The 24,117-nt window shown below is 67.5% G+C and carries 34 protein-coding genes; all 34 read right to left on the bottom strand.

Annotated elements, in window-relative coordinates; all coding sequences use genetic code 11:
- Window positions 1-166: 166 nt before the first annotated feature.
- Window positions 167-679, bottom strand: a complete 513-nt coding sequence (rplQ, locus tag ATL40_RS02515) for a 50S ribosomal protein L17 (RefSeq protein ID WP_098468167.1) — start codon at window positions 677-679, stop codon at window positions 167-169.
- Window positions 680-730: 51 nt separating this feature from the next.
- A complete protein-coding gene (locus ATL40_RS02510; protein ID WP_098468166.1) occupies window positions 731-1,741 on the bottom strand; it encodes a DNA-directed RNA polymerase subunit alpha in 1,011 nt (336 codons plus the stop codon).
- A gap of 111 nt (window positions 1,742-1,852) precedes the next feature.
- Window positions 1,853-2,263 (bottom strand): 30S ribosomal protein S11, encoded by a 411-nt coding sequence (gene rpsK, locus ATL40_RS02505; RefSeq protein WP_098468165.1) that lies wholly within the window; start codon window positions 2,261-2,263, stop codon window positions 1,853-1,855.
- Between the two features lie 56 nt (window positions 2,264-2,319).
- On the bottom strand, window positions 2,320-2,697 hold the full coding sequence (gene rpsM, locus ATL40_RS02500; RefSeq protein WP_098468164.1) for a 30S ribosomal protein S13: 378 nt from the start codon (window positions 2,695-2,697) through the stop codon (window positions 2,320-2,322).
- Between the two features lie 139 nt (window positions 2,698-2,836).
- Window positions 2,837-2,950: a 50S ribosomal protein L36 gene (gene rpmJ, locus ATL40_RS02495; RefSeq protein WP_098468163.1), complete on the bottom strand. Its 114-nt coding sequence runs from the start codon at window positions 2,948-2,950 to the stop codon at window positions 2,837-2,839.
- Window positions 2,951-3,002: 52 nt separating this feature from the next.
- Window positions 3,003-3,224 carry a translation initiation factor IF-1 gene (infA, locus tag ATL40_RS02490; RefSeq protein WP_098468162.1) on the bottom strand — a complete coding sequence of 74 codons (222 nt, stop codon included), beginning with the start codon at window positions 3,222-3,224 and terminating at the stop codon, window positions 3,003-3,005.
- A 184-nt stretch (window positions 3,225-3,408) separates the two neighbouring features.
- On the bottom strand, window positions 3,409-3,978 hold the full coding sequence (locus tag ATL40_RS02485; protein ID WP_245866618.1) for an adenylate kinase: 570 nt from the start codon (window positions 3,976-3,978) through the stop codon (window positions 3,409-3,411).
- Entirely contained in the window at window positions 3,975-5,282 is a 1,308-nt protein-coding gene (gene secY, locus ATL40_RS02480) for a preprotein translocase subunit SecY (protein ID WP_098468161.1), read from the bottom strand. The genes ATL40_RS02485 and secY overlap by 4 nt, the downstream gene beginning before the upstream one ends.
- 114 nt (window positions 5,283-5,396) lie before the next feature.
- Window positions 5,397-5,897, bottom strand: a complete 501-nt coding sequence (gene rplO, locus ATL40_RS02475; RefSeq protein ID WP_098468160.1) for a 50S ribosomal protein L15 — start codon at window positions 5,895-5,897, stop codon at window positions 5,397-5,399.
- Window positions 5,897-6,079, bottom strand: coding sequence for a 50S ribosomal protein L30 (rpmD, locus tag ATL40_RS02470; RefSeq protein WP_098468159.1), 183 nt, complete (start codon window positions 6,077-6,079; stop codon window positions 5,897-5,899). Before rpmD ends, rplO begins: the two co-directional genes overlap by 1 nt.
- Window positions 6,079-6,759, bottom strand: a complete 681-nt coding sequence (gene rpsE, locus ATL40_RS02465) for a 30S ribosomal protein S5 (RefSeq protein WP_098468158.1) — start codon at window positions 6,757-6,759, stop codon at window positions 6,079-6,081. The genes rpmD and rpsE overlap by 1 nt, the downstream gene beginning before the upstream one ends.
- A gap of 46 nt (window positions 6,760-6,805) precedes the next feature.
- On the bottom strand, window positions 6,806-7,183 hold the full coding sequence (gene rplR, locus ATL40_RS02460) for a 50S ribosomal protein L18 (RefSeq protein WP_098468157.1): 378 nt from the start codon (window positions 7,181-7,183) through the stop codon (window positions 6,806-6,808).
- A 2-nt stretch (window positions 7,184-7,185) separates the two neighbouring features.
- On the bottom strand, window positions 7,186-7,722 hold the full coding sequence (gene rplF, locus ATL40_RS02455; RefSeq protein WP_098468156.1) for a 50S ribosomal protein L6: 537 nt from the start codon (window positions 7,720-7,722) through the stop codon (window positions 7,186-7,188).
- Window positions 7,723-7,734: 12 nt separating this feature from the next.
- Complete coding sequence (rpsH, locus tag ATL40_RS02450) at window positions 7,735-8,133, bottom strand: 30S ribosomal protein S8 (RefSeq protein ID WP_098468155.1); 399 nt, start codon at window positions 8,131-8,133, stop codon at window positions 7,735-7,737.
- Between the two features lie 67 nt (window positions 8,134-8,200).
- A complete protein-coding gene (locus ATL40_RS02445; protein WP_098468154.1) occupies window positions 8,201-8,386 on the bottom strand; it encodes a type Z 30S ribosomal protein S14 in 186 nt (61 codons plus the stop codon).
- Window position 8,387: 1 nt separating this feature from the next.
- A complete protein-coding gene (gene rplE / locus ATL40_RS02440; protein WP_098468153.1) occupies window positions 8,388-8,975 on the bottom strand; it encodes a 50S ribosomal protein L5 in 588 nt (195 codons plus the stop codon).
- On the bottom strand, window positions 8,975-9,322 hold the full coding sequence (rplX, locus tag ATL40_RS02435; protein ID WP_098468152.1) for a 50S ribosomal protein L24: 348 nt from the start codon (window positions 9,320-9,322) through the stop codon (window positions 8,975-8,977). The genes rplE and rplX overlap by 1 nt, the downstream gene beginning before the upstream one ends.
- A 2-nt stretch (window positions 9,323-9,324) precedes the next feature.
- Window positions 9,325-9,693: a 50S ribosomal protein L14 gene (rplN, locus tag ATL40_RS02430; RefSeq protein ID WP_098468151.1), complete on the bottom strand. Its 369-nt coding sequence runs from the start codon at window positions 9,691-9,693 to the stop codon at window positions 9,325-9,327.
- Window positions 9,694-9,763: 70 nt separating this feature from the next.
- Entirely contained in the window at window positions 9,764-10,099 is a 336-nt protein-coding gene (rpsQ, locus tag ATL40_RS02425) for a 30S ribosomal protein S17 (RefSeq protein ID WP_098470223.1), read from the bottom strand.
- Between the two features lie 11 nt (window positions 10,100-10,110).
- Window positions 10,111-10,350: a 50S ribosomal protein L29 gene (gene rpmC, locus ATL40_RS02420; protein WP_098468150.1), complete on the bottom strand. Its 240-nt coding sequence runs from the start codon at window positions 10,348-10,350 to the stop codon at window positions 10,111-10,113.
- Window positions 10,350-10,769 (bottom strand): 50S ribosomal protein L16, encoded by a 420-nt coding sequence (rplP, locus tag ATL40_RS02415; protein WP_098468149.1) that lies wholly within the window; start codon window positions 10,767-10,769, stop codon window positions 10,350-10,352. Before rplP ends, rpmC begins: the two co-directional genes overlap by 1 nt.
- A gap of 3 nt (window positions 10,770-10,772) precedes the next feature.
- Window positions 10,773-11,522 (bottom strand): 30S ribosomal protein S3, encoded by a 750-nt coding sequence (gene rpsC / locus ATL40_RS02410; protein ID WP_098468148.1) that lies wholly within the window; start codon window positions 11,520-11,522, stop codon window positions 10,773-10,775.
- Window positions 11,522-11,881, bottom strand: a complete 360-nt coding sequence (gene rplV / locus ATL40_RS02405) for a 50S ribosomal protein L22 (protein WP_098468147.1) — start codon at window positions 11,879-11,881, stop codon at window positions 11,522-11,524. Before rplV ends, rpsC begins: the two co-directional genes overlap by 1 nt.
- Window positions 11,882-11,931: 50 nt before the next feature.
- The gene (gene rpsS, locus ATL40_RS02400; protein ID WP_098468146.1) at window positions 11,932-12,213 is read right to left on the bottom strand and encodes a 30S ribosomal protein S19; all 282 of its coding nucleotides are present in this window, start codon (window positions 12,211-12,213) and stop codon (window positions 11,932-11,934) included.
- Between the two features lie 15 nt (window positions 12,214-12,228).
- A complete protein-coding gene (gene rplB / locus ATL40_RS02395) occupies window positions 12,229-13,065 on the bottom strand; it encodes a 50S ribosomal protein L2 (RefSeq protein ID WP_098468145.1) in 837 nt (278 codons plus the stop codon).
- Window positions 13,066-13,094: 29 nt separating this feature from the next.
- Window positions 13,095-13,397, bottom strand: coding sequence for a 50S ribosomal protein L23 (rplW, locus tag ATL40_RS02390; protein WP_098468144.1), 303 nt, complete (start codon window positions 13,395-13,397; stop codon window positions 13,095-13,097).
- Window positions 13,394-14,038, bottom strand: a complete 645-nt coding sequence (rplD, locus tag ATL40_RS02385; protein ID WP_098468143.1) for a 50S ribosomal protein L4 — start codon at window positions 14,036-14,038, stop codon at window positions 13,394-13,396. Before rplD ends, rplW begins: the two co-directional genes overlap by 4 nt.
- 1 nt (window position 14,039) lies before the next feature.
- A complete protein-coding gene (gene rplC, locus ATL40_RS02380; RefSeq protein ID WP_098468142.1) occupies window positions 14,040-14,699 on the bottom strand; it encodes a 50S ribosomal protein L3 in 660 nt (219 codons plus the stop codon).
- A gap of 10 nt (window positions 14,700-14,709) precedes the next feature.
- Entirely contained in the window at window positions 14,710-15,018 is a 309-nt protein-coding gene (gene rpsJ / locus ATL40_RS02375; RefSeq protein WP_098468141.1) for a 30S ribosomal protein S10, read from the bottom strand.
- Window positions 15,019-15,458: 440 nt separating this feature from the next.
- Window positions 15,459-16,649 carry an elongation factor Tu gene (gene tuf / locus ATL40_RS02370; protein ID WP_098468140.1) on the bottom strand — a complete coding sequence of 397 codons (1,191 nt, stop codon included), beginning with the start codon at window positions 16,647-16,649 and terminating at the stop codon, window positions 15,459-15,461.
- 106 nt (window positions 16,650-16,755) lie between these two features.
- A complete protein-coding gene (gene fusA / locus ATL40_RS02365) occupies window positions 16,756-18,858 on the bottom strand; it encodes an elongation factor G (RefSeq protein WP_098468139.1) in 2,103 nt (700 codons plus the stop codon).
- A gap of 93 nt (window positions 18,859-18,951) precedes the next feature.
- Entirely contained in the window at window positions 18,952-19,422 is a 471-nt protein-coding gene (rpsG, locus tag ATL40_RS02360; protein ID WP_098468138.1) for a 30S ribosomal protein S7, read from the bottom strand.
- Window positions 19,422-19,796, bottom strand: a complete 375-nt coding sequence (gene rpsL / locus ATL40_RS02355; protein WP_098468137.1) for a 30S ribosomal protein S12 — start codon at window positions 19,794-19,796, stop codon at window positions 19,422-19,424. Before rpsL ends, rpsG begins: the two co-directional genes overlap by 1 nt.
- Before the next feature lie 367 nt (window positions 19,797-20,163).
- A complete protein-coding gene (locus ATL40_RS02350; RefSeq protein ID WP_098468136.1) occupies window positions 20,164-24,069 on the bottom strand; it encodes a DNA-directed RNA polymerase subunit beta' in 3,906 nt (1,301 codons plus the stop codon).
- Between the last annotated feature and the right edge of the window lie 48 nt (window positions 24,070-24,117).

The raw sequence follows: 24,117 nt of genomic DNA, 5'->3' as shown, positions 1-24,117 counted from the left end.
GGTGTCCGCCCCCTACACCTCGACCCCGCCCCCGGGTGCCACTGTCCGCAGGCGGACGGACCCCGTTCACGACGCCTCCCCCGACGTATGATCCCGTTCGACGCGGGCAGTTCTACACACGAAGGGCCCGGATCCTCACGGATCCGGGCCCTTGGTCATCGCGGGCTCACTTGGCCTCGTCGGTGCCTTCCTCGGCGCTCTCCTCGGCAGGTTCCGGCGCAGCCGGCGTCTCCTGCACCGGGGCGGTGGCCTCGGTCTCGGGCTTCGCGGCACGCTTGGTCGCGGCCGTGGCCTCCGCCACGGTCGCCTGCTTCGGGCTCAGCGGCTCCAGCACCAGTTCGATCACGGCCATCGGTGCGTTGTCACCCTTGCGGGGACCGATCTTGGTCACACGCGTGTAGCCACCCTGACGCTCAGCCATCTGCGGGGCGATGTCGGTGAACAGCTCGTGGACCACGGACTTGTCCTTGATCACCGTCATCACGCGACGGCGGGAGGACAGGTCGCCCCGCTTGGCGAAGGTCACCATGCGCTCGGCGAGCGGACGCAGGCGCTTGGCGCGGGTCTCGGTGGTCGTGATACGGCGGTGCTCGAAGAGCGAGGTCGCCAGGTTGGCCAGGATCAGCCGCTCGTGCGCCGGCCCGCCTCCGAGGCGGGGGCCCTTAGTGGGCGTAGGCATGGTGTCTCCTCATCGCAAGGTCACGGTCCGTGACCTCAAAGTGGTCTGGGCTCAGTTGTAGGTGTCGCCGTACTCGGTGTCCTCGCTGGCGTAGCTGTCGGACACGAGAGACGGGTCGAAGTCAGCGGGGCTGTCCTTCAGCGCGAGTCCGAGACCCGCGAGCTTCTCCTTGACCTCCACGATCGACTTCGCGCCGAAGTTGCGGATGTCCAGGAGATCGGCCTCGCTGCGCGCCACGAGCTCACCCACGGTGTGGATGCCCTCACGCTTGAGGCAGTTGTAGGACCGGATCGTCAGATCGAGGTCCTCGATCGGCTGCGCGAGGTCCTGGGCGAGTTCGACGTCCGTGGGCGAGGGGCCGATCTCGATGCCCTCGGCGGCGGTGTTCAGCTCACGTGCGAGACCGAACAGCTCCACCAGCGTCTTGCCGGCCGAGGCCAGCGCGTCACGCGGCGAGATGGCCCGCTTCGTCTCGACGTCGACCACCAGGCGGTCGAAGTCCGTACGCTGCTCCACACGGGTGGCCTCGACCTTGTACGTGACCTTCAGCACCGGCGAGTAGATCGAGTCGACCGGGATCCGTCCGATCTCGTTGTCGAAGGCCTTGTTCTGCGCCGCGGAGACGTAGCCGCGGCCACGCTCCACGGTCAACTCGACCTCGAGCTTGCCCTTGCCGTTGACCGTCGCGATGTGCAGGTCGGGGTTGTGCACCTCGACACCGGCCGGCGGCGTGATGTCGGCGGCGGTGACCGTGCCCGGGCCCTGCTTGCGCAGGTACATCACGACCGGCTCGTCGTGCTCGGAGGAGACGACGATGTTCTTGATGTTGAGGATGATCTCCGTGACATCCTCCTTGACTCCCTCGACAGTCGTGAACTCGTGCAGCACACCGTCGATGCGGATGCTGGTCACGGCTGCGCCGGGAATCGAGGACAGCAGGGTGCGGCGCAGCGAGTTCCCGAGGGTGTAGCCGAAGCCGGGCTCCAGCGGTTCGATCACGAACCGGGACCGGTACTCGTCCACGACCTCCTCGGACAGAGCGGGGCGCTGTGCAATGAGCACGTGTCATTCCTTCCTGTGACGTCCGCTATATGACGTCAATAGGTGACAGCCGCGCACCGGGACGGCGCGCGACGAGCCCGGCCACCGCCGAAGCGAGGGCCGGGCAACGAATCAGACGCGGCGGCGCTTGGGGGGACGAACGCCGTTGTGAGCCTGCGGCGTCACGTCGGAGATCGAACCGACCTCCAACCCGGTGGCCTGCAGGGAGCGGATCGCAGTCTCGCGGCCCGAACCCGGGCCCTTCACGAACACGTCGACCTTCTTCATGCCGTGCTCCTGCGCGCGGCGGGCAGCGGCCTCGGCCGCGAGCTGCGCCGCGAACGGGGTCGACTTGCGCGAGCCCTTGAAGCCGACCTGCCCGGAGGACGCGGACGCGATCACTGCGCCACTCGGGTCGGTGATCGAGACGATCGTGTTGTTGAACGTGGACTTGATGTACGCGTGGCCGTGGGAGACGTTCTTCCGCTCCTTGCGGCGCGCCTTACGTGCGCCGCCGGCGGCGGCACGAGTCTTGGGAGGCATCTGTGAGTTCCTTCGTCGAGGTCGTCGGACCGCTGCTGACCGAGGTCAGGCGGCTGCTAGCGACCGGCCTTCTTCTTGCCGGCCACGGTGCGCTTCGGGCCCTTGCGGGTGCGCGCGTTGGTCTTGGTGCGCTGTCCACGCACGGGGAGGCCGCGACGGTGACGCAGTCCCTCGTAGGACCCGATCTCGACCTTGCGACGGATGTCGGCAGCGACCTCGCGGCGGAGGTCACCCTCGGTCTGGAAGTTCGCCTCGATGTAGTCACGCAGGGCCACGAGGTGGGAGTCCTCGAGTTCCCGCACCCGCAGGTCGGGGCTGATGCCCGTGGCCTGGAGGGTCTCGGCGGCGCGCGTGCGACCGATGCCGTAGATGTAGGTGAGCGCAACCTCGAGCCGCTTCTCGCGGGGGAGGTCGACGCCGACTAGACGTGCCATGTGCACACTCTTTCGTCATGCAACCGGAGGTCGGTCGCCTCGCCGCCCCCAAGGGGCCCCGGCCTCCGGACCGGGCGTCTCCCGCGCTGGCGGGACTCGGCGAAACGCTGGTGGCAGGTGCGCCACCGTGGGGTGCTGCTCAGCCCTGGCGCTGCTTGTGGCGCGGGTTGGAGCAGATGACGATGACGCGGCCGTGCCGGCGGATGACCTGGCAGTGCTCGCACATCGGCTTGACGCTGGGCTTGACCTTCATGATGGTTCCCTTGCCGCCGCGCGCCCGCAGGGGCGGCGACTCCTCGTGGTGGTTACTTGTAGCGGTAGACGATCCGGCCGCGGCTCAGGTCGTAGGGAGTGAGCTCCACCACGACCCGGTCCTCGGGGAGGATCCGGATGTAGTTCTGGCGCATCTTGCCCGAGATCATCGCGAGCACCTTGTGACCGTTGCTCAGCTCCACGCGAAACATCGCGTTCGGCAAGGCCTCGACCACGACGCCCTCGATCTCGATGACACCGTCCTTCTTCCCCATATCCTCCGCTAACTCCTGGTGGCTGACCAGCCTTGCGGCCGCTGGCTCAGTGTGGCGCCGCCTTGCGACACCGGGCGCCCTGTGAAGTCACGGCAGGCGAACCCAACGAGACATCATACGCCATGGATCTGCGTGCTCCAACTCGGTGGCCGGCCGCACGGGCGAACCGACCGAACCGACCGGATCAGCGGGCGCGCAGCGCCTGCAGGATCTGCTCGGTGATCTCCGAAACCTCACCGGTCCCCTGCACGCTGACCTGCAGACCACGCTCGGCGTAGAGAGCCAGCAGCGGCTCAGTCTCCTGCTCGTAGACCGCCAGGCGCCGTTCGATCGCCTCGGCGGTGTCGTCCTCACGGCCTTCCTGCTCGGCACGCTTGGCGAGCCGGCTCAGCAGCTCATCGCGCTCCACCGTCAGGTCGACCACGGCGTCCAGTCTCACGCCGAGCTCGGCGAGCGTGACGTCGAGCGCACCGACCTGGGCCGCATTGCGCGGGTAGCCGTCAAGGATGAAGCCGTTGGCGACGTCCTCCTGCTGCAGTCGGTCGCGCACCATGTCGTTGGTCACCTCGTCGGGCACGAGCTCCCCACGCGCGCTGTAGGACTGCGCCAGCGTGCCGAGCTCGGTGCCACCCTTGATGTTCGCGCGGAAGATGTCACCGGTAGAGATCGCCACGACGCCCAGCGCCTCCGCGAGCCTCGCGGCCTGTGTGCCCTTGCCGGATCCCTGCGGACCCATGATCAGGAGACGGTTCACTTGAGAATCCCTTCGTAGTGACGCTGCTGGAGCTGGGAGTCGATCTGCTTCACGGTCTCCAGGCCGACGCTCACGATGATCAGCAGCGAGGTGCCACCGAACGGCACGCCCTGGATGTTCAGCAACACGAAGCCGATCGTGGGCAGGAGCGCCACCAGCAGCAGGTAGATCGAGCCGGCGGAGGTGATGCGGTTCACCACGTAGCGCAGGTACTCGGCCGTGGGTCGCCCGGCGCGGATCCCTGGCACGAAGCCGCCATAGCGCTTCATGTTGTCCGCCACCTCGTCCGGGTTGAAGGTGATGGAGGTGTAGAAGAACGCGAAGAAGACGATCAGCACCGAGAACGTCGCGAGGTAGAACGGCGAGGACTGTGTGGTGAAGTGCTCCACGATCCACCGCACCCACCCGGCGTTCGGGTCCCCGAACTGCGCAGCGAGCGGCGGGAGCATCAGGATCGAGCTCGCGAAGATCACGGGGATCACGTTCGCCATGTTGATCTTCAGCGGGATGTAGGTGCTCGTACCGCCGTACATGCGCCGGCCGATCATCCGCTTGGCGTACTGCACCGGGATCCGGCGCTGCGACTGCTCGACGAAGACCACCACGGTGATCAGCACGAGCGCCAGCACGAGCACGAGCGCGAAGGTGGTGAGCCCACCCTGCGCCGTTGCCACCGCCCACAGGGCCGACGGGAAGGTCGCGGCGATGGAGACGAAGATCAGCAGCGACATGCCGTTCCCGACGCCGCGCTCGGTGATCAGCTCCGCGAGCCACATCACCAGGCCGGTACCGGCCGTCATGGTCAGGATCAACAGCAGGATGCCCGGGACGGTGTCGTTCGCGATCACCGCGAGGCTGTCACCCGCCGCGCCACAGCCGTTGAACAGCACGCCGGTGCGGGCGGTCGTCACGATGACCGTTGCCTGCAGCACCGCGAGGAAGATCGTCAGGTAGCGGGTGTACTGCGTGAGCTTCGCCGTGCCTGCCTGCCCCTCCTTGTGCAGCGCCTCGAAGTGCGGGATCACCACGCGCAGCAGCTGAGTGATGATGCTCGCCGTGATGTACGGCATGATCCCGAGCGCGAACACGGAGAGCTGCAGCAGCGCACCGCCGGAGAAGAGATTGATCAGTCCGAGGACGTCACTGTCCGCGGTCGACGCCACGCACTGCTGCACGTTGATGTAGTCGACGCCGGGTGAGGGGACGAACGACCCCAGCCGGAAGATCACGATGATCCCCATCGTGAACAGCAGCTTGCGCCGCAGGTCCGGCGTCCGGAACGCCTGTGCGAATGCGCCTAGCACTCATTCCTCCAGGTCTGGATGGGCCGGTGCGCCGAGGTGCGCACCGGTCGTGGGACGACAAAGGGGTGGCGACGTAGATCCTACGCCGCCACCCCTGTCGTCACGATGTGGCCATCAGGCCGTGGTCACCGTACCGCCCGCGGCGACGATCTTCTCCTGCGCGGACGCGGAGAAGGCGTCGGCCGTGACGTCGAGCGCCACGCCGCCCAGGTCGCCGGCGCCGAGCACCTTGACCTTGTGGCCGTCGCGGACCGCACCTGCCGCCACCAGATCGGTGACCGTGACGGTCCCGCCCTTCGGGAACAGCTCCGCCAGCCGGTCCAGGTTCACGACCTGGTACTCGGTCCGGAACGGGTTGGTGAAACCACGCAGCTTCGGCAGCCGCATGTGCATCGGCATCTGGCCGCCCTCGAACCCGGCGGGCACCTGGTAGCGGGCCTTGGTGCCCTTGGTACCGCGACCCGCCGTCTTACCCTTGGAGCCCTCACCACGACCCACGCGGGTCTTCGACTGGTGGGAACCGGGTGCGGGACGCAGGTGGTGCACCTTCAGGGTGCGGCTCGCCGGCGTGCGCTCGGACTCGGCGGGCTGTGCCGCCTTCTTGCTCTCGGCCATCAGTCGACCTCCTCGACCGTCACCAGGTGGTCGACCACCCGGATCATGCCGCGCACCTGGGAGTTGTCCTCCTGGATCGAGCTGCGCCCGATCTTCCCGAGGCCCAGGGTGCGCAGCGTCTCGCGCTGGTTGTGCTTGCCGCCGATGGCGGATCGCGTCTGGGTCACCTGCAGCTGTGCCATCAGGCCACCCCCTCAGCGATCTTCGCGGCGGCCTCGGCCCGAGCCTGCGCCTGTGCACGCAGCAGCGGGGCCGGGACGACGTCCTCGATCGGGAGCCCACGACGCGCGGCGACGGCGGCCGGCTCCTCCAGGGAGCGCAGCGCTTCCACCGTGGCGTGCACGATGTTGATCGCGTTGGAGGATCCCAGCGACTTGCTCAGCACGTCATGGATCCCGGCGCAGTCCAGCACGGCGCGCACCGGACCGCCGGCGATAACACCGGTACCCGGCGAGGCCGGACGGAGCATCACGACGCCCGCGGCGGCCTCACCCTGCACCATGTGCGGGATGGTGCTGCCGATACGCGGCACGCGGAAGAAGTTCTTCTTCGCCTCCTCGACGCCCTTGGCGATCGCCGAGGGCACCTCCTTGGCCTTGCCGTAGCCGACGCCGACGGTGCCGTCGCCATCACCCACGACCACGAGGGCCGTGAAGCTGAAGCGGCGACCACCCTTGACGACCTTCGCCACGCGGTTGATCGTGACGACGCGCTCGACGAACTGATTGCGCTCGTCGCGGCCGCCGCGACCACCCCGGTCGCCGCCGCGACGGTCGTTGTTGCGGTCGTTGCGGGAGTTGCCCCGCTCGTTCTCGTTGCCACCGGCCGAGCCGGCGGACCTGCTGCGCTGCGGTGCAGCCATCAGACGTTCCTCTCCTGCTTCGCGTCGGAAGCGCTGGTCACGGTGCTCACAGGGTCAGCCCGCCTTCCCGTGCGCCGTCCGCCACGGCCGCGACGCGCCCGTGGTAACGGTTACCACCGCGGTCGAAGACCGCGGTCGTGATGCCGGCTGCGGCGGCCCGCTCGGCAATGAGTCCACCGACGACCTTGGCCTTGTCGACCTTGGCCTCGCCGCTGGCGCGCAGGTCGGCCTCCAGCGTGGAGGCCGAGACCAGCGTCGTGCCGGTGGCGTCGTCGACGAGCTGCGCGACCATGTGGCGGGACGAGCGAGTGACGACCAGGCGGGGGCGCTCGGCGCTCCCGGTGATGTGCTTGCGCAGGCGCATGTGCCGACGACGGCGGGCCGTGGCCTTGGATGCTCCGGCGTTCTTGATCGAGACGACCATGGCTACTTACCAGCCTTTCCGACCTTGCGGCGGACCTGCTCGTCCGCGTAGCGCACACCCTTGCCCTTGTACGGCTCGGGCTTGCGGATCTTGCGGATGTTGGCCGCGACCTCACCGACCTGCTGCTTGCTGATCCCGGAGACCGAGAACTTGGTGGGCGACTCGACGGCGAAGGTGATGCCCTCCGGTGCCGTAACCGAGACCGGGTGGCTGAAGCCGAGCGCGAACTCGAGGTCCTTGCCCTTGGCCTGCACGCGGTACCCGGTGCCGACGATCTCCAGCTTCTTCTCGTAGCCGTCCGTCACGCCGGTGATGATGTTCGCCAGCAGCGTGCGGGTGAGCCCGTGCAGCGAACGCGACTCGCGCTCGTCGTTCGGCCGCGTCACCACGAGGGTGCCGTCGGCCTCCTCGACCTTGATCGGGCTCGGGACGCGGTGCGTCAGCGTTCCCTTCGGACCCTTGACCGTCACGACGTCACCCTCGAGCGACACCTGCACGGCGGAGGGCACCACGACGGGGAGCTTCCCAATGCGGGACATGTGGTTCCTCCCTTACCAGACGTAGGCGAGGACTTCCCCGCCAACGCCCTTGGACTCGGCCTGACGGTCGGTGAGCAGACCCGAGGACGTGGACAGGATCGCCACGCCGAGTCCGCCGAGCACCTTCGGCAGGTTGTTGGACTTTGCATACACCCGCAGACCGGGCTTGGACACCCGGCGCACGCCGGCGAGCGAACGCTCGCGCTGCGGTCCGTACTTGAGGGTGAGCACGAGGGTCTTGCCGACCTCGGCCTCCTCCTCGCGCCACCCCGCGATGAAGCCCTCGGCCTGGAGCATCTCAGCGATGCGGGCCTTGAGCTTGGAGTACGGCATGGAGACCGTCTCGTGGTACGCGGAGTTCGCGTTGCGCAGACGCGTCAGCATGTCTGCGATGGGGTCTGTCATCGTCATCGGGCCTTAGCCCTTCCTCACCGTGGTTTCCCCCACGCGCGCGTGGGTGGGACCTGCGGTGTAGTTGTTACCAGCTGCTCTTCGTGACACCCGGGAGCTGACCCGCCAGGGCCATCTCGCGCAGGCAGATCCGGCACAGGCCGAACTTGCGGTACACCGAACGGGGACGCCCGCAACGGTTGCACCGGGTGTAGCCGCGCACGCCGAACTTCGGCTTGGCGGCCGCCTTCTGGACCTTCGCGGTCTTCGCCATATCAGTTCTCCTTGAAGGGGAAGCCGAGGTGGCGCAGCAGCGAGCGTCCCTCGTCGTCGTTCGTCGCCGTGGTCACGACCGTGATGTCCATGCCGCGGACCCGGTCGATCGCGTCCTGGTCGATCTCATGGAACATCGACTGCTCCGTGAGACCGAAGGTGTAGTTGCCGCGACCGTCGAACTGCTTGGGCGAGAGCCCACGGAAGTCACGGATACGCGGGAGGGCGATCGACAGCAGACGGTCGAGGAACTCCCACATCCGGTCGCCGCGCAACGTGGTGTGCGCACCGATCGGCTGACCCTCGCGCAGCTTGAACTGTGCGATGGACTTGCGGGCCTTCGTCACCTGCGGCTTCTGCCCGGTGATCAGGGACAGGTCACGGATCGCGCCGTCGATGAGCTTGGAGTCGCGCGCTGCGTCTCCGACACCCATGTTGACGACGACCTTCACGAGGCCCGGCACCTGGTTGACGTTCGCGAAGGAGAACTCCTCGCGCAGCGCCGGCACGATCTCCGCGCGGTAGCGCTCACGCAGTCGCGGCGCCACCTTGACGGCGGCGTCCTGCGTGGTCTCGATGGTCTCGGTCATCAGACGTCCTCCCCCGAACGCTTGGCGACGCGCACACGCGTGGTGCGCGTGCGACCGTCACGCTCGACTTCCTCGGTGCGGTAGCCCACCCGGGTGCCGCGCTTGGTCTCGGGGTCCACCAGCATCACGTTGCTGATGTGGATCGGGGCCTCGACGATCTCGATGCCACCGGTGCGGGCGCCGCGTTGGCTCTGCCCGACCTTGGTGTGCTTCGTCACGCGACGCACACCCTCCACGATCACGCGGTCGGAGTCCGTGAGCACGTCGAGCACGCGGCCCTGCTTCCCACGGTCCTCACGGTTGCCCGTGATGACGACCACCAGGTCGCCCTTCTTGATCTTCGCCATCTCTACAGCACCTCCGGGGCGAGCGACACGATGCGCATGAACTTCTTGTCACGCAGCTCGCGGCCGACCGGTCCGAAGATGCGCGTACCACGGGGGTCGCCGTCGGACTTGAGAATGACGGCTGCGTTCTCGTCGAAACGGATGTAGGAACCGTCGGGGCGACGGCGCTCCTTACGGGTACGGACGACGACCGCCTTGACGACGTCACCCTTCTTGACGTTGCCGCCGGGGATCGCATCCTTGACGGTGGCGACGATGGTGTCGCCGATGCCGGCGTAGCGACGTCCCGAGCCGCCGAGCACCCGGATGCACAAGATCTCCTTGGCCCCCGTGTTGTCGGCGACCTTGAGTCGCGACTCCTGCTGGATCATTCACCTGCTCCTGTCGTCGTGCTGGTTCTCGGCGCAAACCGAGCCTGGCCGAACGGATAGTTTCCTGTGGTCAGCGAGCCTTCTCGATGACCTCGACCACGCGCCACCGCTTGGTGGCGGAGATCGGACGCGTCTCCATGATCAGGACGCGGTCGCCGACACCGGCAACCTCGACCTCGTCATGAGCCTTGACCTTGGTGGTGCGGCGCAGGACCTTGCCGTAGAGCGGGTGCTTGACCCGGTCCTCCAGCTCGACCACCACGGTCTTGTTCATCTTGTCGCTCACCACATAGCCCTGACGGGTCTTGCGGTAGTTACGGTCCCCACCGTGACCGAGGCGGTGCGCCTCGGCAGCCTGGGCTGCCTCGACGTTCTCCTCGGGCGCGGCGCCAGTCTCGTTCGCCATGGTCTCCTCGCTCACTTCACGCTCTCAGGAGCGGTGCGGATGCCGAGCTCGCGCTCGCGCAGAATCGTGTAGATCCGCGCGATGTCACGACGGACCTCCTTGAGTCGGCCGTGGCTCTCCAGCTGACGGGTCGCCGCTGCGAAACGCAGGTGGAACAGCTCGTCCTTGGCCTTCTTGAGCTCCGCCGCGAGACGGTCGTTGTCGAAACCGTCCAGCTCGGAGGTCTGCAGGTCCTTCGAACCCACTGCCATCACAGGTCACCACCCTCGCGCCGCACGAAGCGGGTCTTCATCGGGAGCTTGTGCTCGGCGCGACGAAGAGCCTCGCGCGCAAGCGGCTCGGGGACGCCGGCCAGCTCGAAGAGCACACGACCGGGCTTGATGTTGGCGATCCACCACTCGACCGAACCCTTACCGGAACCCATCCGGGTCTCGGCGGGCTTCTTGGTCAGCGGGCGGTCGGGGTAGACGTTGATCCACACCTTTCCACCACGCTTGATGTGGCGGGTCATCGCGATACGTGCGGCCTCGATCTGACGGTTCGTCAGGTAGCCGCCCTCCACCGCCTGGATGCCGTAGTCACCGAAGGAGACGGCGGTGCCGCCCGTTGCGGTGCCGTTGCGGCGGGGGTGGTGCTGCTTGCGGTACTTGGTCCGCCGAGGGATCAGCATCTCTCAGGCCTCCGTTCCGGCGCGAGCGGGAGCGGGAGCGTCGCCGTCGCGGCGGCCACGGCCACCACGGCGAGGACGGGAGGGAGCCTGGGCCTGCTCGGCCGCGTACTCGCGCTCGGTCTCGTCACCCTTGTAGATCCACACCTTCACGCCGATGCGGCCGAAGGTCGTGCGGGCCTCGAAGAACCCGTAGTCGATGTAGGCGCGCAGCGTGTGCAACGGCACACGACCCTCGCGGTAGAACTCCTTGCGGCTCATCTCGGCACCGCCGAGTCGACCGGAGCACTGCACCCGCACACCCTTGGCACCGGCGCGCAGGGCCGACTGCATGCCCTTGCGCATCGCGCGGCGGAACGCCACGCGGCTCGCGAGCTGCTCGGCAATCCCCTGCGCCACGAGCTGGGCGTCCACCTCGGGGTTCTTCACCTCGAGGATGTTCAGGGTGACCTGCTTGCCCGTGAGCTTCTCCAGCTCGCCACGAAGGCGGTCCGCCTCGGCGCCACGGCGACCGATCACGATGCCGGGACGCGCGGTGTGGAGCGTCACGTGCACGCGGTCACGCGTGCGCTCGATCTGCACCTTGGAGATACCGGCGCGCTCGAGGCCCGCCGACATCAGGCGGCGGATCTCGACGTCCTCACGCACGTAGTCGCGGTAGCGCTGACCCGGCTTGGAGGAGTCGGCGAACCACTTCGAACGGTGCTCGGTGGTGATGCCGAGCCGGAACCCGAGCGGGTTGACCTTCTGACCCATCAGCGAGCCCCTTCCTTCGGTGCGACGACCACGGTGATGTGGCTGGTGCGCTTGAGCACGCGGTTCGCGCGCCCCTGGGCACGCGGCCGAATGCGCTTGAGGGTCGGGCCCTCGTCGACGTAGGCCTCCGCGATCACGAGCTCGCTCGGGTCGAACCGGACGCTCGCGGCGTCCGCCTTCACCCGTGCGTTCGCGATGGCGCTGGAGACCAGCTTGCGAACGTCGACCGCAGCGGCCTGGGGTGCGAACCCCAGCTGTGCCACGGCCTCCTCGGCCCGCTTGCCACGGATGGTGTCCACGACGCGGCGAGCCTTCTGGGGCGTGACGCGGACGTACCGCGCCTGCGCCTTGGCTTCCATGTGTCTGTCCTTCGTTTCCTGACCGTCAGGCATCGCTCACTGACCGGGGGTCAGCGGCGACGACCCTTCCGGTCATCCTTGTCGTGTCCGCGGTAGGTGCGGGTCGGGGCGAACTCGCCGAGCTTGTGACCGACCATCGACTCGGTCACGAACACGGGGGTGTGCTTGCGACCGTCGTGCACCGCAAAGGTGTGGCCGAGGAAGTCCGGGGTGATCATGGACCGACGCGACCACGTCTTGATGACGTTCTTGGTGCCCTTCTCGTTCTGGGCATCCACCTTCTTCTGAAGGTGGTCGTCCACGAAGGGACCCTTCTTCAGGCTGCGAGGCATTCTCCGTACTCCCTATCAGCGCTTCTTGCCGGTACGCCGACGGCGCACGATGAGCTTGTCGCTCGGCTTGCCCGGGCGACGGGTGCGGCCCTCGGGCTGACCCCAGGGGCTCACCGGGTGGCGACCACCGGAGGTCTTACCCTCACCACCACCGTGCGGGTGGTCGACCGGGTTCATGGCGACACCACGCACGGTCGGGCGCTTGCCCTTCCACCGCATGCGGCCGGCCTTGCCCCAGTTGATGTTGGACTGCTCGGCGTTGCCGACCTCACCCACGGTGGCGCGGCAACGCGCGTCCACGTTGCGGATCTCGCCCGAGGGCATCCGCAGCTGGGCGTAGGGACCGTCCTTGGCGACCAGCTGCACGGAGGCGCCGGCCGAACGAGCGATCTTCGCTCCCCCGCCGGGGCGCAGCTCCACGGCGTGGATGACCGTACCGGTGGGGATGTTGCGCAGCGGCAGATTGTTGCCGGGCTTGATGTCTGCCCCGGCTCCCTGCTCGATCGGGTCGCCCTGCTTCAGGCGGTTCGGCGCGATGATGTAGCGCTTCTCGCCGTCGGCGTAGTGCAGCAGCGCGATGCGCGCGGTGCGGTTGGGGTCGTACTCGATGTGCGCGACGGTCGCGGGAACGCCGTCCTTGTCGTGACGACGGAAGTCGATCACACGGTAGGCGCGCTTGTGCCCGCCGCCCTTGTGACGCGTGGTGATCTTGCCCGAGGAGTTGCGGCCACCGCTCTTGCTGAGCGGACGGACCAGCGACTTCTCCGGCGTCGACCGCGTGACCTCGACGAAGTCGGCGACGGAGGATCCCCGCCGTCCCGGCGTCGTCGGCTTGTACTTACGGATTGCCATTGCTGTGCGTCCTTCTCTCCTCGACGGCCTCAGCCGACCGGTCCGCCGAAGATGTCGATGGTGCCCTCGCGCAGCGTGACGATCGCGCGCTTGGTGTCCTTGCGCTTACCGATGCCGAACCGGGTCCGACGGGACTTGCCCGGGCGGTTCAGCGTGTTCACGTCGGCGACCTTCACACCGAAGATCTTCTCCACGGCGACCTTGATCTCGGTCTTGTTCGCTCGCGGGTCCACCAGGAAGGTGTACTTGCCGACGTCGAGCAGGTTGTTGCTCTTCTCGGTGATGACCGGCTCGAGCAGAACGTCGCGCGGGTCCTTGTCGATGGCGCTCACTTCGCGTCCTCCTTCGCCGTGGTGGCCTCACCGAGGAACGCCTCGAGGGCGGCCTTGGTGAACACGACGTCGTCGTTCACGAGCACGTCGTAGGTGTTGAGCTGGTCCGGCGCGATCAGGTGGATCTCGGGGACGTTGCGCAGGCTGACCCACGCGAGGTCCTCGTCACGGCCCACCACGGCCAGGATGCGACGGGCGTCGGTGACGCCGCGCAGCACGGTCAGCGCGCCCTTGGTGGAGGGCTTCTCGAGCGCCAGCTCGGAGACGACGCCCACGCGGCCGGCGCGTGCACGGTCGGACAGGGCGCCACGCAGGGCGGCGGCCTTCATCTTCTTCGGGGTGCGCTGGCTGTAGTCACGCGGCTGCGGGCCGTGCACGGTGCCACCGCCGGCGAACTGCGGCGCGCGGGTCGAACCCTGACGCGCACGACCGGTGCCCTTCTGGCGGTACGGCTTCTTGCCGCCACCACGGACCTCGGCGCGGGTCTTGGCCTTGTGCGTGCCCTGACGGGCAGCCGCGAGCTGGGCCACCACAACCTGGTGGATCAGCGGCACGTTGGTCGTGACGTCGAACACCTCGTCGGGCAGCTCGACCGAACCGGCCTGCTTGCCCGCGGCGTCGATGACGTTGACGGAGGTCATGTCACGCCCCCTTCACGGCGGTACGGATGACGACGAGGGAGTTCTTGGCGCCGGGGATGGGACCGGCGACGAGCACCAGACCCTTCTCGGCGTCCACGGCCTGGATCGTCAGGTTCTGAACGGTCTTGCGGGCGTTGCCCATGCGGCCGGCCATCCGCAGGCCACGGAACACGCGCGAGGGCGTCGAAGCGCCGCCGATCGAGCCCGGCTTGCGGTGGTTGCGGTGCGCACCGTGCGAGGCGCCGACGCCGGAGAAGCCGTGACGCTTCATCACACCGGCGGTGCCCTTGCCCTTGGTGGTGCCGGTCACGTCGACCGCGTCGCCCGCGGAGAACGCCTCGGCGGTGATCTCCTGACCGAGGGTGAACTCGGCGGCGTTCGCGGTGCGGATCTCGGCGACATGGCGGCGCGGGGTCACGCCGGCCTTGGCGAAGTGGCCCTTGACGGGCTGCGTCACCTTGCGGGGGTCGATCTCGCCGAAGGCGAGCTGGACGGCCTCGTAGCCGTCGGTCTCGGCGGAACGGACCGCGGAGACGACGTTGGTGCCGACCCGGACGACCGTGACCGGGACAAGGCGTCCCTCGGCGTCCCAGACCTGGGTCATGCCCAGCTTGGAGCCGAGCAGCGCGGTGACCGCGCGTGCATTGGTGGTGGAAGTCATGATCGGATCCTCAGAGCTTGATCTCGATGTTGACGTCCGCCGGCAGGTCGAGTCGCATGAGCGAGTCGACGGCCTTCGGCGTCGGGTCAATGATGTCGATGAGGCGCTTGTGCGTGCGCATCTCGAAGTGGTCGCGGCTGTCCTTGTACTTGTGCGGAGAACGGATGACGCAGTACACGTTCTTCTCCGTCGGCAGCGGCACCGGGCCCACCACCGTCGCACCAGCGCGAGTCACCGTGTCGACGATCCTGCGCGCCGAACTGTCGATGACCTCGTGGTCGTAGGACTTGAGCCGGATGCGGATCTTCTGTCCCGCCATGGCTGTCTGACTCTCTCTCTCGTTACCGCTGACAACTACCTGACCGACCCCCGCGCTCGGGCGTGTCGCTTTCGCGACCCACCCGCGCGGTGCACTCGCGTGCTCACGAGTCGGTGCTCGAGTCGGGGTCTACACCCGCGGATCCACCCGGACCGGCAGCGGATTCCTCCGCCCGATGTCCCGGCATTCGTCCGTGGGCATGTTTTGCCTCCGGTCGCGGGTCCGGCTCGCGCAAGGCGCACGCCGAACCCCGCCCCAACGAGGCAACCTGAACAGTCTGCCACATCGGGCCGCACAACGCCAGCCGGATAGCGGCCTGGCCTGGATGACCTGCGGCACAGCGCGCGAAGGCGCACGCCGCTGCCAGACATGGGTGTGGGCCCGGCAGCAACGCTGCCGGGCCCACACTCCTGACGTGCCTGCCCCGTGGGGCGGGTGGCTCAGGCCAGGATCTTGCTCACGGTGCCGGAACCGACGGTACGGCCACCCTCGCGGATCGCGAAGCCCTGGCCCTCCTCCAGCGCGATGGGCTGGATGAGCTCGACCGTCATCTCGGTGTGGTCACCCGGCAGGACCATCTCGGTGCCCTCGGGCAGCTCGATGACACCGGTCACGTCCGTGGTGCGGATGTAGAACTGCGGGCGGTAGTTGGAGTAGAACGGGTTGTGACGGCCGCCCTCCTCCTTCTTCAGGATGTAGACCTGGCCCTCGAACTTCGTGTGCGGGGTCACGGAACCCGGCTTCACGACGACCTGACCACGCTCGACGTCCTCGCGCTTGATGCCACGCAGCAGCAGACCGCAGTTCTCGCCGGCCCACGCCTCGTCCATCTGCTTGTGGAACATCTCGATGCCGGTGACCGTGGTCTTCTGCGCGGCGCGCAGACCCAGGATCTCGACCTCGGAGTTGATCGCCAGCTTGCCGCGCTCGACCTTGCCGGTCACGACGGTGCCGCGGCCGGTGATGGTGAAGACGTCCTCGATCGGCATCAGGAACGGCTTGTCCATGTCACGCACGGGCTCCGGGACGTTCTCGTCCACGGCGTCCATGAGCTCCTCGACGGACTTGACCCACTCCGGGTCACCCTCGAGGGCCTTCAGGCCGGAGACGCGCACGACCGGCGCGTTGTCGCCGTCGAACTCCTGCGAGGACAGCAGCTCACGGACCTCCATCTCGACGAGCTCGAGGATCTCCTCGTCGTCGACCATGTCGGACTTGTTCAGCGCCACGAGCAGGTACGGCACGCCGACCTGACGCGCGAGCAGCACGTGCTCACGGGTCTGGGCCATCGGACCGTCGGTCGCGGCGACCACCAGGATCGCGCCGTCCATCTGGGCGGCACCGGTGATCATGTTCTTGATGTAGTCGGCGTGGCCGGGAGCGTCGACGTGGGCGTAGTGACGCGCCTCCGTCTGGTACTCCACGTGCGCGATGTTGATCGTGATACCACGCTGCTTCTCCTCCGGCGCCTTGTCGATCTCGTCGAACGGCGTGAAGGGGTTCAGCTCCGGGTACTTGTCGTGCAGCACCTTGGAGATGGCAGCGGTCAGCGTCGTCTTACCGTGGTCGACGTGACCGATCGTGCCGATGTTGACGTGCGGCTTGGTCCGCTCGAACTTGGCCTTCGCCACTTTCGTTCCTCCTGGAACTCGGGTAGTTCGTCACCGTGCAGGGTATCTGCAGGCGGTGTCCCTACGGGTCGGTGTATCTGGTTGGTGGAGCTGACGCCCCGTGGGACTACTCGCCCCGGGTCTTCTTGATGATCTCCTCGGAGACGTTCCGAGGAACCTCGGCGTAGCTGTCGAACTGCATCGAGTACACCGCACGACCCTGGGTCTTGGACCGCAGGTCGCCGATGTAGCCGAACAGCTCCGAGAGCGGCACCTGTGCGCGAATCACCTTAACGCCACTCGCGTCCTCCATCGACTGGATGAGGCCACGACGGGAGTTGAGGTCGCCGATGACGTCGCCCATGTACTCCTCGGGCGTACGCACCTCGACCGCCATGACGGGCTCGAGCAGCACCGGGTCGGCGCGCTTGATGCCCTCCTTGACGACCATGGAGCCGGCGATCTTGAACGCCATCTCCGAGGAGTCGACGTCGTGGTAGGCACCGTCGATGAGGGTCGCCTTCACGCCCACCATCGGGTAGCCGGCCAGCACACCCGAACCGAGGGCGTCCTGGATTCCGGCGTCCACACTCGGGATGTACTCACGCGGCACGCGGCCACCCGTCACAGCGTTGGCGAACTCGTACATCTCGCCGTCCGTGGTGTCCAGCGGCTCGAAGGTCACCTGGACCTTCGCGAACTGGCCGGAGCCACCCGTCTGCTTCTTGTGGGTGTAGTCGACCTTCTCGACCTTGCGGCGGATGGTCTCGCGGTAGGCCACCTCGGGCTTACCCACGTTCGCGTCCACCTTGAACTCGCGCTTCATCCGGTCGACCAGGATGTCGAGGTGGAGCTCGCCCATCCCCTTGATCTTGGTCTGGCCGGTCTCCGGGTCGAGCATGACCTGGAAGGTCGGGTCCTCTTCGGCCAGCTTCTGGATGGCCACGGAGAGCTTCTCCTGGTCACCCTTCGTCTTCGGCTCGATGGCGACCTCGATGACCGGCTCGGGGAAGGTCATCGACTCCAGGATGATCGGGTCGGACTGATCGCACAGGGTGTCACCCGTGGTCACGTCCTTCAGCCCGATGAAGGCGTAGATGTGGCCCGCCACGGCCTCCTCGATCGGGATCTCCTTGTTGGCGCGCATCTGGAACAGCTTGCCGATGCGCTCCTTCTTGCCCTTGGTGGCATTCAGCACCTGGGCGCCCGGCTCGACACGGCCGGAGTACACCCGGACGTAGGTCAACTTGCCGTAGAAGGGGTGGACGGCGATCTTGAAGGCCAGCGCGGAGAACGGCGCGGTCTCGTCGGCGGGACGGGTCAGGGTGATCGACTCGTCCTTCACGTCGTGACCGTGCACATTGTCGACGTCCAGCGGGGAGGGCAGGTAGTCGATCACGGCGTCGAGCATGGGCTGGACGCCCTTGTTCTTGAACGCCGAGCCGCACAGCACCGGGTAGGCCTCGGACTTCACCGTGAGCTCACGGATACCGGTCTTGATCTCCTCGATCGTGAGGTCCTCACCGCCGAGGTACTTCTCGAGCAGTTCCTCGCTGGTCTCGGCCACGGCCTCGATGAGTTCCGCGCGGTACTCCTCGGCCTTGGCCTGCAGGTCCGCGGGGATCTCCTCGGTGTCGTAGGTCTCCCCCAGCTTGGTCTCGCCGTGCCAGACCTTCGCGTTCATCTCCACGAGGTCCACGATGCCGATGAAGTCGTTCTCGGCACCGATCGGCAGCTGGATGACCAGCGGCTTGGCCTTCAGACGGGTCTTGATGGTGTCGACCGTGAAGTAGAAGTCGGCGCCCAGCTTGTCCATCTTGTTGACGAAGCAGATGCGCGGGACCTCGTACTTGTCGGCCTGCCGCCACACGGTCTCCGACTGGGGCTCCACGCCCTCCTTGCCGTCGAACACCGCGACCGCACCATCGAGCACGCGCAGCGAACGCTCCACCTCGACGGTGAAGTCGACGTGCCCGGGGGTGTCGATGATGTTGATCTGGTTCTGCTTCCAGAAGCAGGACACCGCGGCCGAGGTGATCGTGATGCCGCGCTCCTTCTCCTGCTCCATCCAGTCGGTGGTCGACGCGCCGTCGTGCGTCTCACCGATCTTGTAGTTCGCCCCTGCGTAGTACAGGATCCGCTCGGTCGTGGTGGTCTTGCCCGCATCGATGTGCGCCATGATGCCGATGTTGCGGACATGGCGTAGGTCGGTACGCACGTCGGTTGCCACAGATGCTCTCTTCTGGTCGTGATGAGCGAAGGACGTGACCGCACGGCGTGCGGTCGGAGGGTGAGGCCGGCGGGGCATGCCCCGCCGAGCGGATCACCAGCGGTAGTGCGCGAATGCCCGGTTGGACTCGGCCATCTTGTGCGTGTCCTCGCGACGCTTCACAGCGGCACCGAGGCCGTTGGAGGCGTCGAGGATCTCGTTCATCAGACGCTCGGTCATCGTCTTCTCGCGGCGCTGCCGCGAGTAGTCCACGAGCCACCGCATCGCCAGCGCGGTCGCGCGGGCGGGACGGACCTCGACGGGCACCTGGTAGGTGGTACCACCGACGCGGCGGGACTTCACCTCGAGCGAGGGACGGACGTTGTCGAGTGCGCGCTTGAGCACGACCGCGGGGTCGCCCTGCGTCTTCTCGCGGACACCCTCCAGGGCGTCGTACACGATGCGCTCGGCGACGGACTTCTTGCCGTCCAGCAGCACGCGGTTGACCAGCTGCGTCACCGTGGGCGAACCGTAGACCGGGTCGACGACGACGGGGCGCTTGGGTGCGGGACCCTTACGAGGCATTACTTCTTCTCCTTCTTGGCGCCGTAGCGGCTGCGAGCCTGCTGACGGCCGCGGACACCCTGGGTGTCGAGCGCGCCACGCACGATCTTGTAGCGGACACCGGGCAGGTCCTTCACACGACCGCCGCGGACGAGCACGATCGAGTGCTCCTGCAGGTTGTGGCCCACACCCGGGATGTAGGCGGTGACCTCGATGCCGGAGGAGAGCTTCACGCGTGCGACCTTGCGCAGCGCGGAGTTCGGCTTCTTCGGGGTGGTGGTGTACACGCGGGTGCACACACCGCGGCGCTGGGGGGACCCCTTCAGCGCCGGCGTGTTCGTCTTGGCGGCCTTGGCCGACCGGCCCTTGCGGACCAACTGCTGGATAGTGGGCACTACATCTCCGTCGTGAGTGGTGATTCGATACGCCCTGGGGTGGGCCGCCGTGTCACGCTGCGCTCGACGCTGGGCGCACCGCGAGGGTCAGGCCGCTCGCCGGGGCGCCGGTGACATCGAGCCACACTGTGACCGCGACCGACGCCCCGAGGGGTACCGTTCAGGCTCGCGTTCACGCGCACACAGAAGCCCGCCGTGGCGGGCACCGGAGGAAACACTACCCGCACCTGGTGACCGCGTCAACTGCCCTCTCCCCGGGCGCGGGTCGCCACCCGGCAGAGACGACGGCGGCCGGCCACCCTGAGGTGACCGGCCGCCGTGCTGGTGTTCACCGGCTGGTGCTCACCGCGCTGCGCGCGGTGGGTGATCAGCGGTAGTCGTCGTACCCGCGACCGAGGTCGAGTTCCTCGAGCTGGACAGCCTCACCCGAGCCGGAACCCATGGGCAGGTAGTCGATCTCGTCGTACCCGAACGCCGGGTAGAGCTCGGCCTTGGCCTCCTCGGTGGGCTCCACCGAGACGTTGCGGTAGCGGGCCAGACCCGTACCGGCCGGGATGAGCTTACCGAGGATGACGTTCTCCTTCAGGCCCAGCAGGGAGTCACTGCGGCCGCTCATCGCGGCCTCCGTGAGCACCTTGGTGGTCTCCTGGAAGGATGCGGCCGAGAGCCAGGAGTCCGTGGCCAGCGAGGCCTTGGTGATCCCCATCAGCTCCGGACGACCGGAGGCCGGCGTGCCACCCTCGGACAGCACGCGACGGTTCTCGTCCTCGAACCGGCCGCGCTCGGAGAGCTCGCCCGGCAGGAGGGCGGAATCGCCCGCCTCCAGCACGGTGACGCGCCGCAGCATCTGCCGCACGATCACCTCGATGTGCTTGTCGTGGATCTCCACACCCTGGCTGCGGTAGGTCTCCTGCACCTGGTCCACGAGGTGGCTCTGCGTGGCCTGGGGACCCAGGATGCGCAGCACCTTCTTCGGGTCCACGGCGCCGGCGACGAGCTGCTGCCCGACCTTGACGTGATCGCCGTCCTGCACGAGCAGGCGCACGCGCTTGGTGACCGGGTAGGCCACCTCCTCGCTGCCGTCGTCGGGGGTGACCACCAGGCGTCGAACGGACTCGCTGTCGTCGACAGCCACGCGACCGGAGACCTCGGTGATCGGGGCCTCACCCTTGGGGGTGCGGGCCTCGAACAACTCCTGGACACGCGGCAGACCCTGCGTGATGTCCTCCGCCGCGGCAATACCGCCGGTGTGGAAGGTACGCATGGTCAACTGGGTGCCCGGCTCACCGATGGACTGCGCCGCGATGATGCCGACGGCCTCGCCGACGTCCACCATCTTCCCGGAGGCCAGCGAGCGGCCGTAGCACTTCGCGCAGGTTCCCACGCGGGAGGCGCAGGTGAGCACGGAGCGCACCTTGATCGTCTCCACCCCGGCGGACACGAGCTTCTCGATCAGCACGTCGCCCACGTCGGACCCGGCCTCGGCGAGCACCTCGCCCTCGAGCACCACGTCCGTGGCGAGGGTGCGGGTGTAGGCACTGGTCTCGACCTTCTCCGAACGCATCGGACGGCCCTCGGAGTCCTTCTCCGCGATCACGGTCACCAAGCCACGCTCGGTGCCGCAGTCCTCCTCGCGGATGATGACGTCCTGCGAGACGTCCACCAGGCGACGGGTCAGGTACCCGGAGTCGGCGGTACGCAGCGCGGTGTCGGCCAGGCCCTTGCGGGCGCCGTGCGTGGCGATGAAGTACTCCAGCACCGAGAGACCCTCGCGGTAGTTGGAGATGATCGGGCGCGGGATGATCTCACCCTTCGGGTTCGACACGAGTCCACGCATACCGGCGATCTGACGCACCTGCATCCAGTTACCGCGGGCGCCCGAGCCCACCATCCGCTGGATGGTGTTGCGCTCGGGGAAGTTCTCCCGCATGGTGTCCGCCACCACGTTCGTGGCCTGGGTCCAGATGTCGATGAGCTCGCTGCGACGCTCCTCGTCGGTGATCAGACCGCGCTCGTACTGACCCTGGACCTTGGCCGCCCGGGCCTCGTAGTCGGCGATGATCGCCTTCTTGGCCTCCGGTGCCACGACGTCCGAGACGGCGATGGTGATCCCGGAGCGCGTGGCCCAGGAGAACCCGGCCTCCTTCAGCGCGTCCAGGCTCGCGGCCACCGCGACCTTCGGGTAGCGCTCGGCCAGGTCGTTGACGATGACCGAGAGCTCCTTCTTGCCCACCACCGAGTTCACGAACGGGTAGTCGGTGGGCAGGGTCTCGTTGAACAGGGCCCGTCCGAGCGTGGTGGTGAACAGCACCGGGGTGCCGGCCTCCCAGCCCTCCGGGGCCTCCCAGCCGACCGGCGGCACGAGGTCGTCCATCCGGATGTCCACCTCGGCGTTCAGGTCCAGCTCGCCGTTGTCGAACGCCATCATCGCCTCGGCCACCGAGGAGAACGCACGGCGCCCGCCGCGCACCGGGTCCTGCGCACCCTTGGCGTCGCTACGGTCGCACGTCAGGTGGTGCAGCCCGATGATCATGTCCTGCGAGGGCATCGTCACCGGACGGCCGTCGGACGGCTTGAGGATGTTGTTGCTCGAGAGCATCAGGATGCGGGCCTCGGCCTGCGCCTCGGCGCTCAGCGGCAGGTGGACCGCCATCTGGTCACCGTCGAAGTCGGCGTTGAAGGCGCCACACACGAGCGGGTGCAGGTGGATCGCCTTGCCCTCCACCAGCTGCGGCTCGAATGCCTGGATGCCCAGTCGGTGCAGCGTGGGGGCACGGTTGAGCAGCACGGGGTGCTCGGTGATGACCTCCTCCAGCACGTCCCACACCACCGAGCGCGCACGCTCGACCATCCGCTTGGCGCTCTTGATGTTCTGCGCGTGGTTCAGATCGACCAGGCGCTTCATCACGAACGGCTTGAAGAGCTCCAGCGCCATCTGCTTGGGCAGACCGCACTGGTGCAGCTTCAGCTGCGGACCCACCACGATGACGCTACGGCCGGAGTAGTCCACACGCTTACCGAGCAGGTTCTGACGGAACCGACCCTGCTTGCCCTTGAGCATGTCCGAGATGGACTTCAGCGGGCGGTTGCCCGGGCCCGTCACGGGGCGACCACGGCGGCCGTTGTCGAACAGCGCGTCCACGGCCTCCTGGAGCATGCGCTTCTCGTTGTTCACGATGATCTCGGGCGCACCGAGGTCGAGCAGGCGCTTGAGGCGGTTGTTGCGGTTGATCACACGGCGGTACAGGTCGTTGAGGTCGGAGGTCGCGAAGCGGCCACCGTCGAGCTGCACCATCGGACGCAGGTCCGGCGGGATCACCGGGATGCAGTCCAACACCATCCCCATCGGGGAGTTGTCGGTGGTCAGGAACGCGTTGACCACACGCAGCCGCTTGAGCGCGCGCGTCTTGCGCTGCCCCTTGCCGGTGCGGATCGTCTCGCGCAACGACTCCGACTCCGCGGCCAGGTCGAAGGTCTCCAGGCGACGCTTGATCGCCTGGGCACCCATGGACCCGGAGAAGTAGTTGCCGTACCGGACCTCGAGGTCGCGGTACAGCAGTTCGTCACCCTCCAGGTCGGCGACCTTCAGGTTCTTGAAGCGGTCCCAGACTCGCTCCACGCGAGCGAGTTCGGCATCGGCGCGCTTGCGCAGCTGAGCCATCTCACGCTCGGCGGAGTCCTTCACCTTGCGTCGGGCATCGGCCTTGGCACCCTCGGCCTCGAGCTCGGCGAGGTCCGCCTCGAGCTTCTGCGCGCGGGCCTCGATGTCGAGGTCACGGCGCTTCTCGATCGTGCCCTTCTCGATGTCGATCTCGTTCTGCAGGCTCGGCAGATCGGCGTGGCGCTTCTCCTCGTCCACGTCCGTGACCATGTACGCGGCGAAGTAGATGACCTTCTCCAGGTCCTTCGGCGCGAGGTCGAGCAGGTAGCCCAGACGCGAGGGCACACCCTTGAAGTACCAGATGTGCGTCACGGGGGCGGCCAGCTCGATGTGGCCCATGCGCTCGCGGCGCACCTTGGAGCGGGTGACCTCCACGCCGCACCGCTCGCAGACGATCCCCTTGAAGCGCACGCGCTTGTACTTGCCGCAGTTGCACTCCCAGTCGCGGGAGGGCCCGAAGATCTTCTCGCAGAAGAGCCCGTCCTTCTCCGGCTTCAGCGTGCGGTAGTTGATCGTCTCGGGCTTCTTGACCTCGCCGTGCGACCAGGTCCGCACCTCGTCGGCCGTGGCCAGGCCGATACGCAGCTCGTCGAAGACATTGACGTCGAGCAAGATGTCCTACTTCCTTCGGTGTGTCACCGGTAAAGAGTTGTGATGATC

This window comes from Serinibacter salmoneus (assembly GCF_002563925.1).
Classification (GTDB): Bacteria; Actinomycetota; Actinomycetes; order Actinomycetales; family Beutenbergiaceae; genus Serinibacter; species Serinibacter salmoneus.
The sequence above is the reverse complement of the archived record's forward strand: the minus strand, read 5'-3'. Positions and strand labels throughout refer to the sequence as shown.

Coding starts and splice junctions, on each gene's coding strand:
- rpsJ (WP_098468141.1), bottom strand. CDS start 15,018: ATGGCGGGACAGAAGATCCGCATCCGGCTCAAGTCCTACGACCACGAG.
- rpsH (WP_098468155.1), bottom strand. CDS start 8,133: ATGACGATGACAGACCCCATCGCAGACATGCTGACGCGTCTGCGCAAC.
- rpsK (WP_098468165.1), bottom strand. CDS start 2,263: ATGCCTCCCAAGACTCGTGCCGCCGCCGGCGGCGCACGTAAGGCGCGC.
- rplP (WP_098468149.1), bottom strand. CDS start 10,769: ATGCTGATCCCTCGGCGGACCAAGTACCGCAAGCAGCACCACCCCCGC.
- rplF (WP_098468156.1), bottom strand. CDS start 7,722: ATGTCCCGCATTGGGAAGCTCCCCGTCGTGGTGCCCTCCGCCGTGCAG.
- rplN (WP_098468151.1), bottom strand. CDS start 9,693: ATGATCCAGCAGGAGTCGCGACTCAAGGTCGCCGACAACACGGGGGCC.
- rpsM (WP_098468164.1), bottom strand. CDS start 2,697: ATGGCACGTCTAGTCGGCGTCGACCTCCCCCGCGAGAAGCGGCTCGAG.
- rpsE (WP_098468158.1), bottom strand. CDS start 6,759: ATGGCTGCACCGCAGCGCAGCAGGTCCGCCGGCTCGGCCGGTGGCAAC.
- rpsC (WP_098468148.1), bottom strand. CDS start 11,522: ATGGGTCAGAAGGTCAACCCGCTCGGGTTCCGGCTCGGCATCACCACC.
- rplR (WP_098468157.1), bottom strand. CDS start 7,183: ATGGTCGTCTCGATCAAGAACGCCGGAGCATCCAAGGCCACGGCCCGC.
- rplO (WP_098468160.1), bottom strand. CDS start 5,897: ATGGCCGAGAGCAAGAAGGCGGCACAGCCCGCCGAGTCCGAGCGCACG.
- rplQ (WP_098468167.1), bottom strand. CDS start 679: ATGCCTACGCCCACTAAGGGCCCCCGCCTCGGAGGCGGGCCGGCGCAC.
- ATL40_RS02445 (WP_098468154.1), bottom strand. CDS start 8,386: ATGGCGAAGACCGCGAAGGTCCAGAAGGCGGCCGCCAAGCCGAAGTTC.
- rpmD (WP_098468159.1), bottom strand. CDS start 6,079: ATGGCACAGCTGCAGGTGACCCAGACGCGATCCGCCATCGGCGGCAAG.
- rplV (WP_098468147.1), bottom strand. CDS start 11,881: ATGGAAGCCAAGGCGCAGGCGCGGTACGTCCGCGTCACGCCCCAGAAG.
- rpmJ (WP_098468163.1), bottom strand. CDS start 2,950: ATGAAGGTCAAGCCCAGCGTCAAGCCGATGTGCGAGCACTGCCAGGTC.
- rplE (WP_098468153.1), bottom strand. CDS start 8,975: ATGACCGAGACCATCGAGACCACGCAGGACGCCGCCGTCAAGGTGGCG.
- rpsQ (WP_098470223.1), bottom strand. CDS start 10,099: ATGGCGAACGAGACTGGCGCCGCGCCCGAGGAGAACGTCGAGGCAGCC.
- rplC (WP_098468142.1), bottom strand. CDS start 14,699: ATGACTTCCACCACCAATGCACGCGCGGTCACCGCGCTGCTCGGCTCC.
- rpsS (WP_098468146.1), bottom strand. CDS start 12,213: ATGCCTCGCAGCCTGAAGAAGGGTCCCTTCGTGGACGACCACCTTCAG.
- infA (WP_098468162.1), bottom strand. CDS start 3,224: ATGGGGAAGAAGGACGGTGTCATCGAGATCGAGGGCGTCGTGGTCGAG.
- rplX (WP_098468152.1), bottom strand. CDS start 9,322: ATGGCGAAGATCAAGAAGGGCGACCTGGTGGTCGTCATCACGGGCAAC.
- rpsG (WP_098468138.1), bottom strand. CDS start 19,422: ATGCCTCGTAAGGGTCCCGCACCCAAGCGCCCCGTCGTCGTCGACCCG.
- rplD (WP_098468143.1), bottom strand. CDS start 14,038: ATGACCTCCGTCAACGTCATCGACGCCGCGGGCAAGCAGGCCGGTTCG.
- rplB (WP_098468145.1), bottom strand. CDS start 13,065: ATGGCAATCCGTAAGTACAAGCCGACGACGCCGGGACGGCGGGGATCC.
- rpmC (WP_098468150.1), bottom strand. CDS start 10,350: ATGGCAGTGGGTTCGAAGGACCTGCAGACCTCCGAGCTGGACGGTTTC.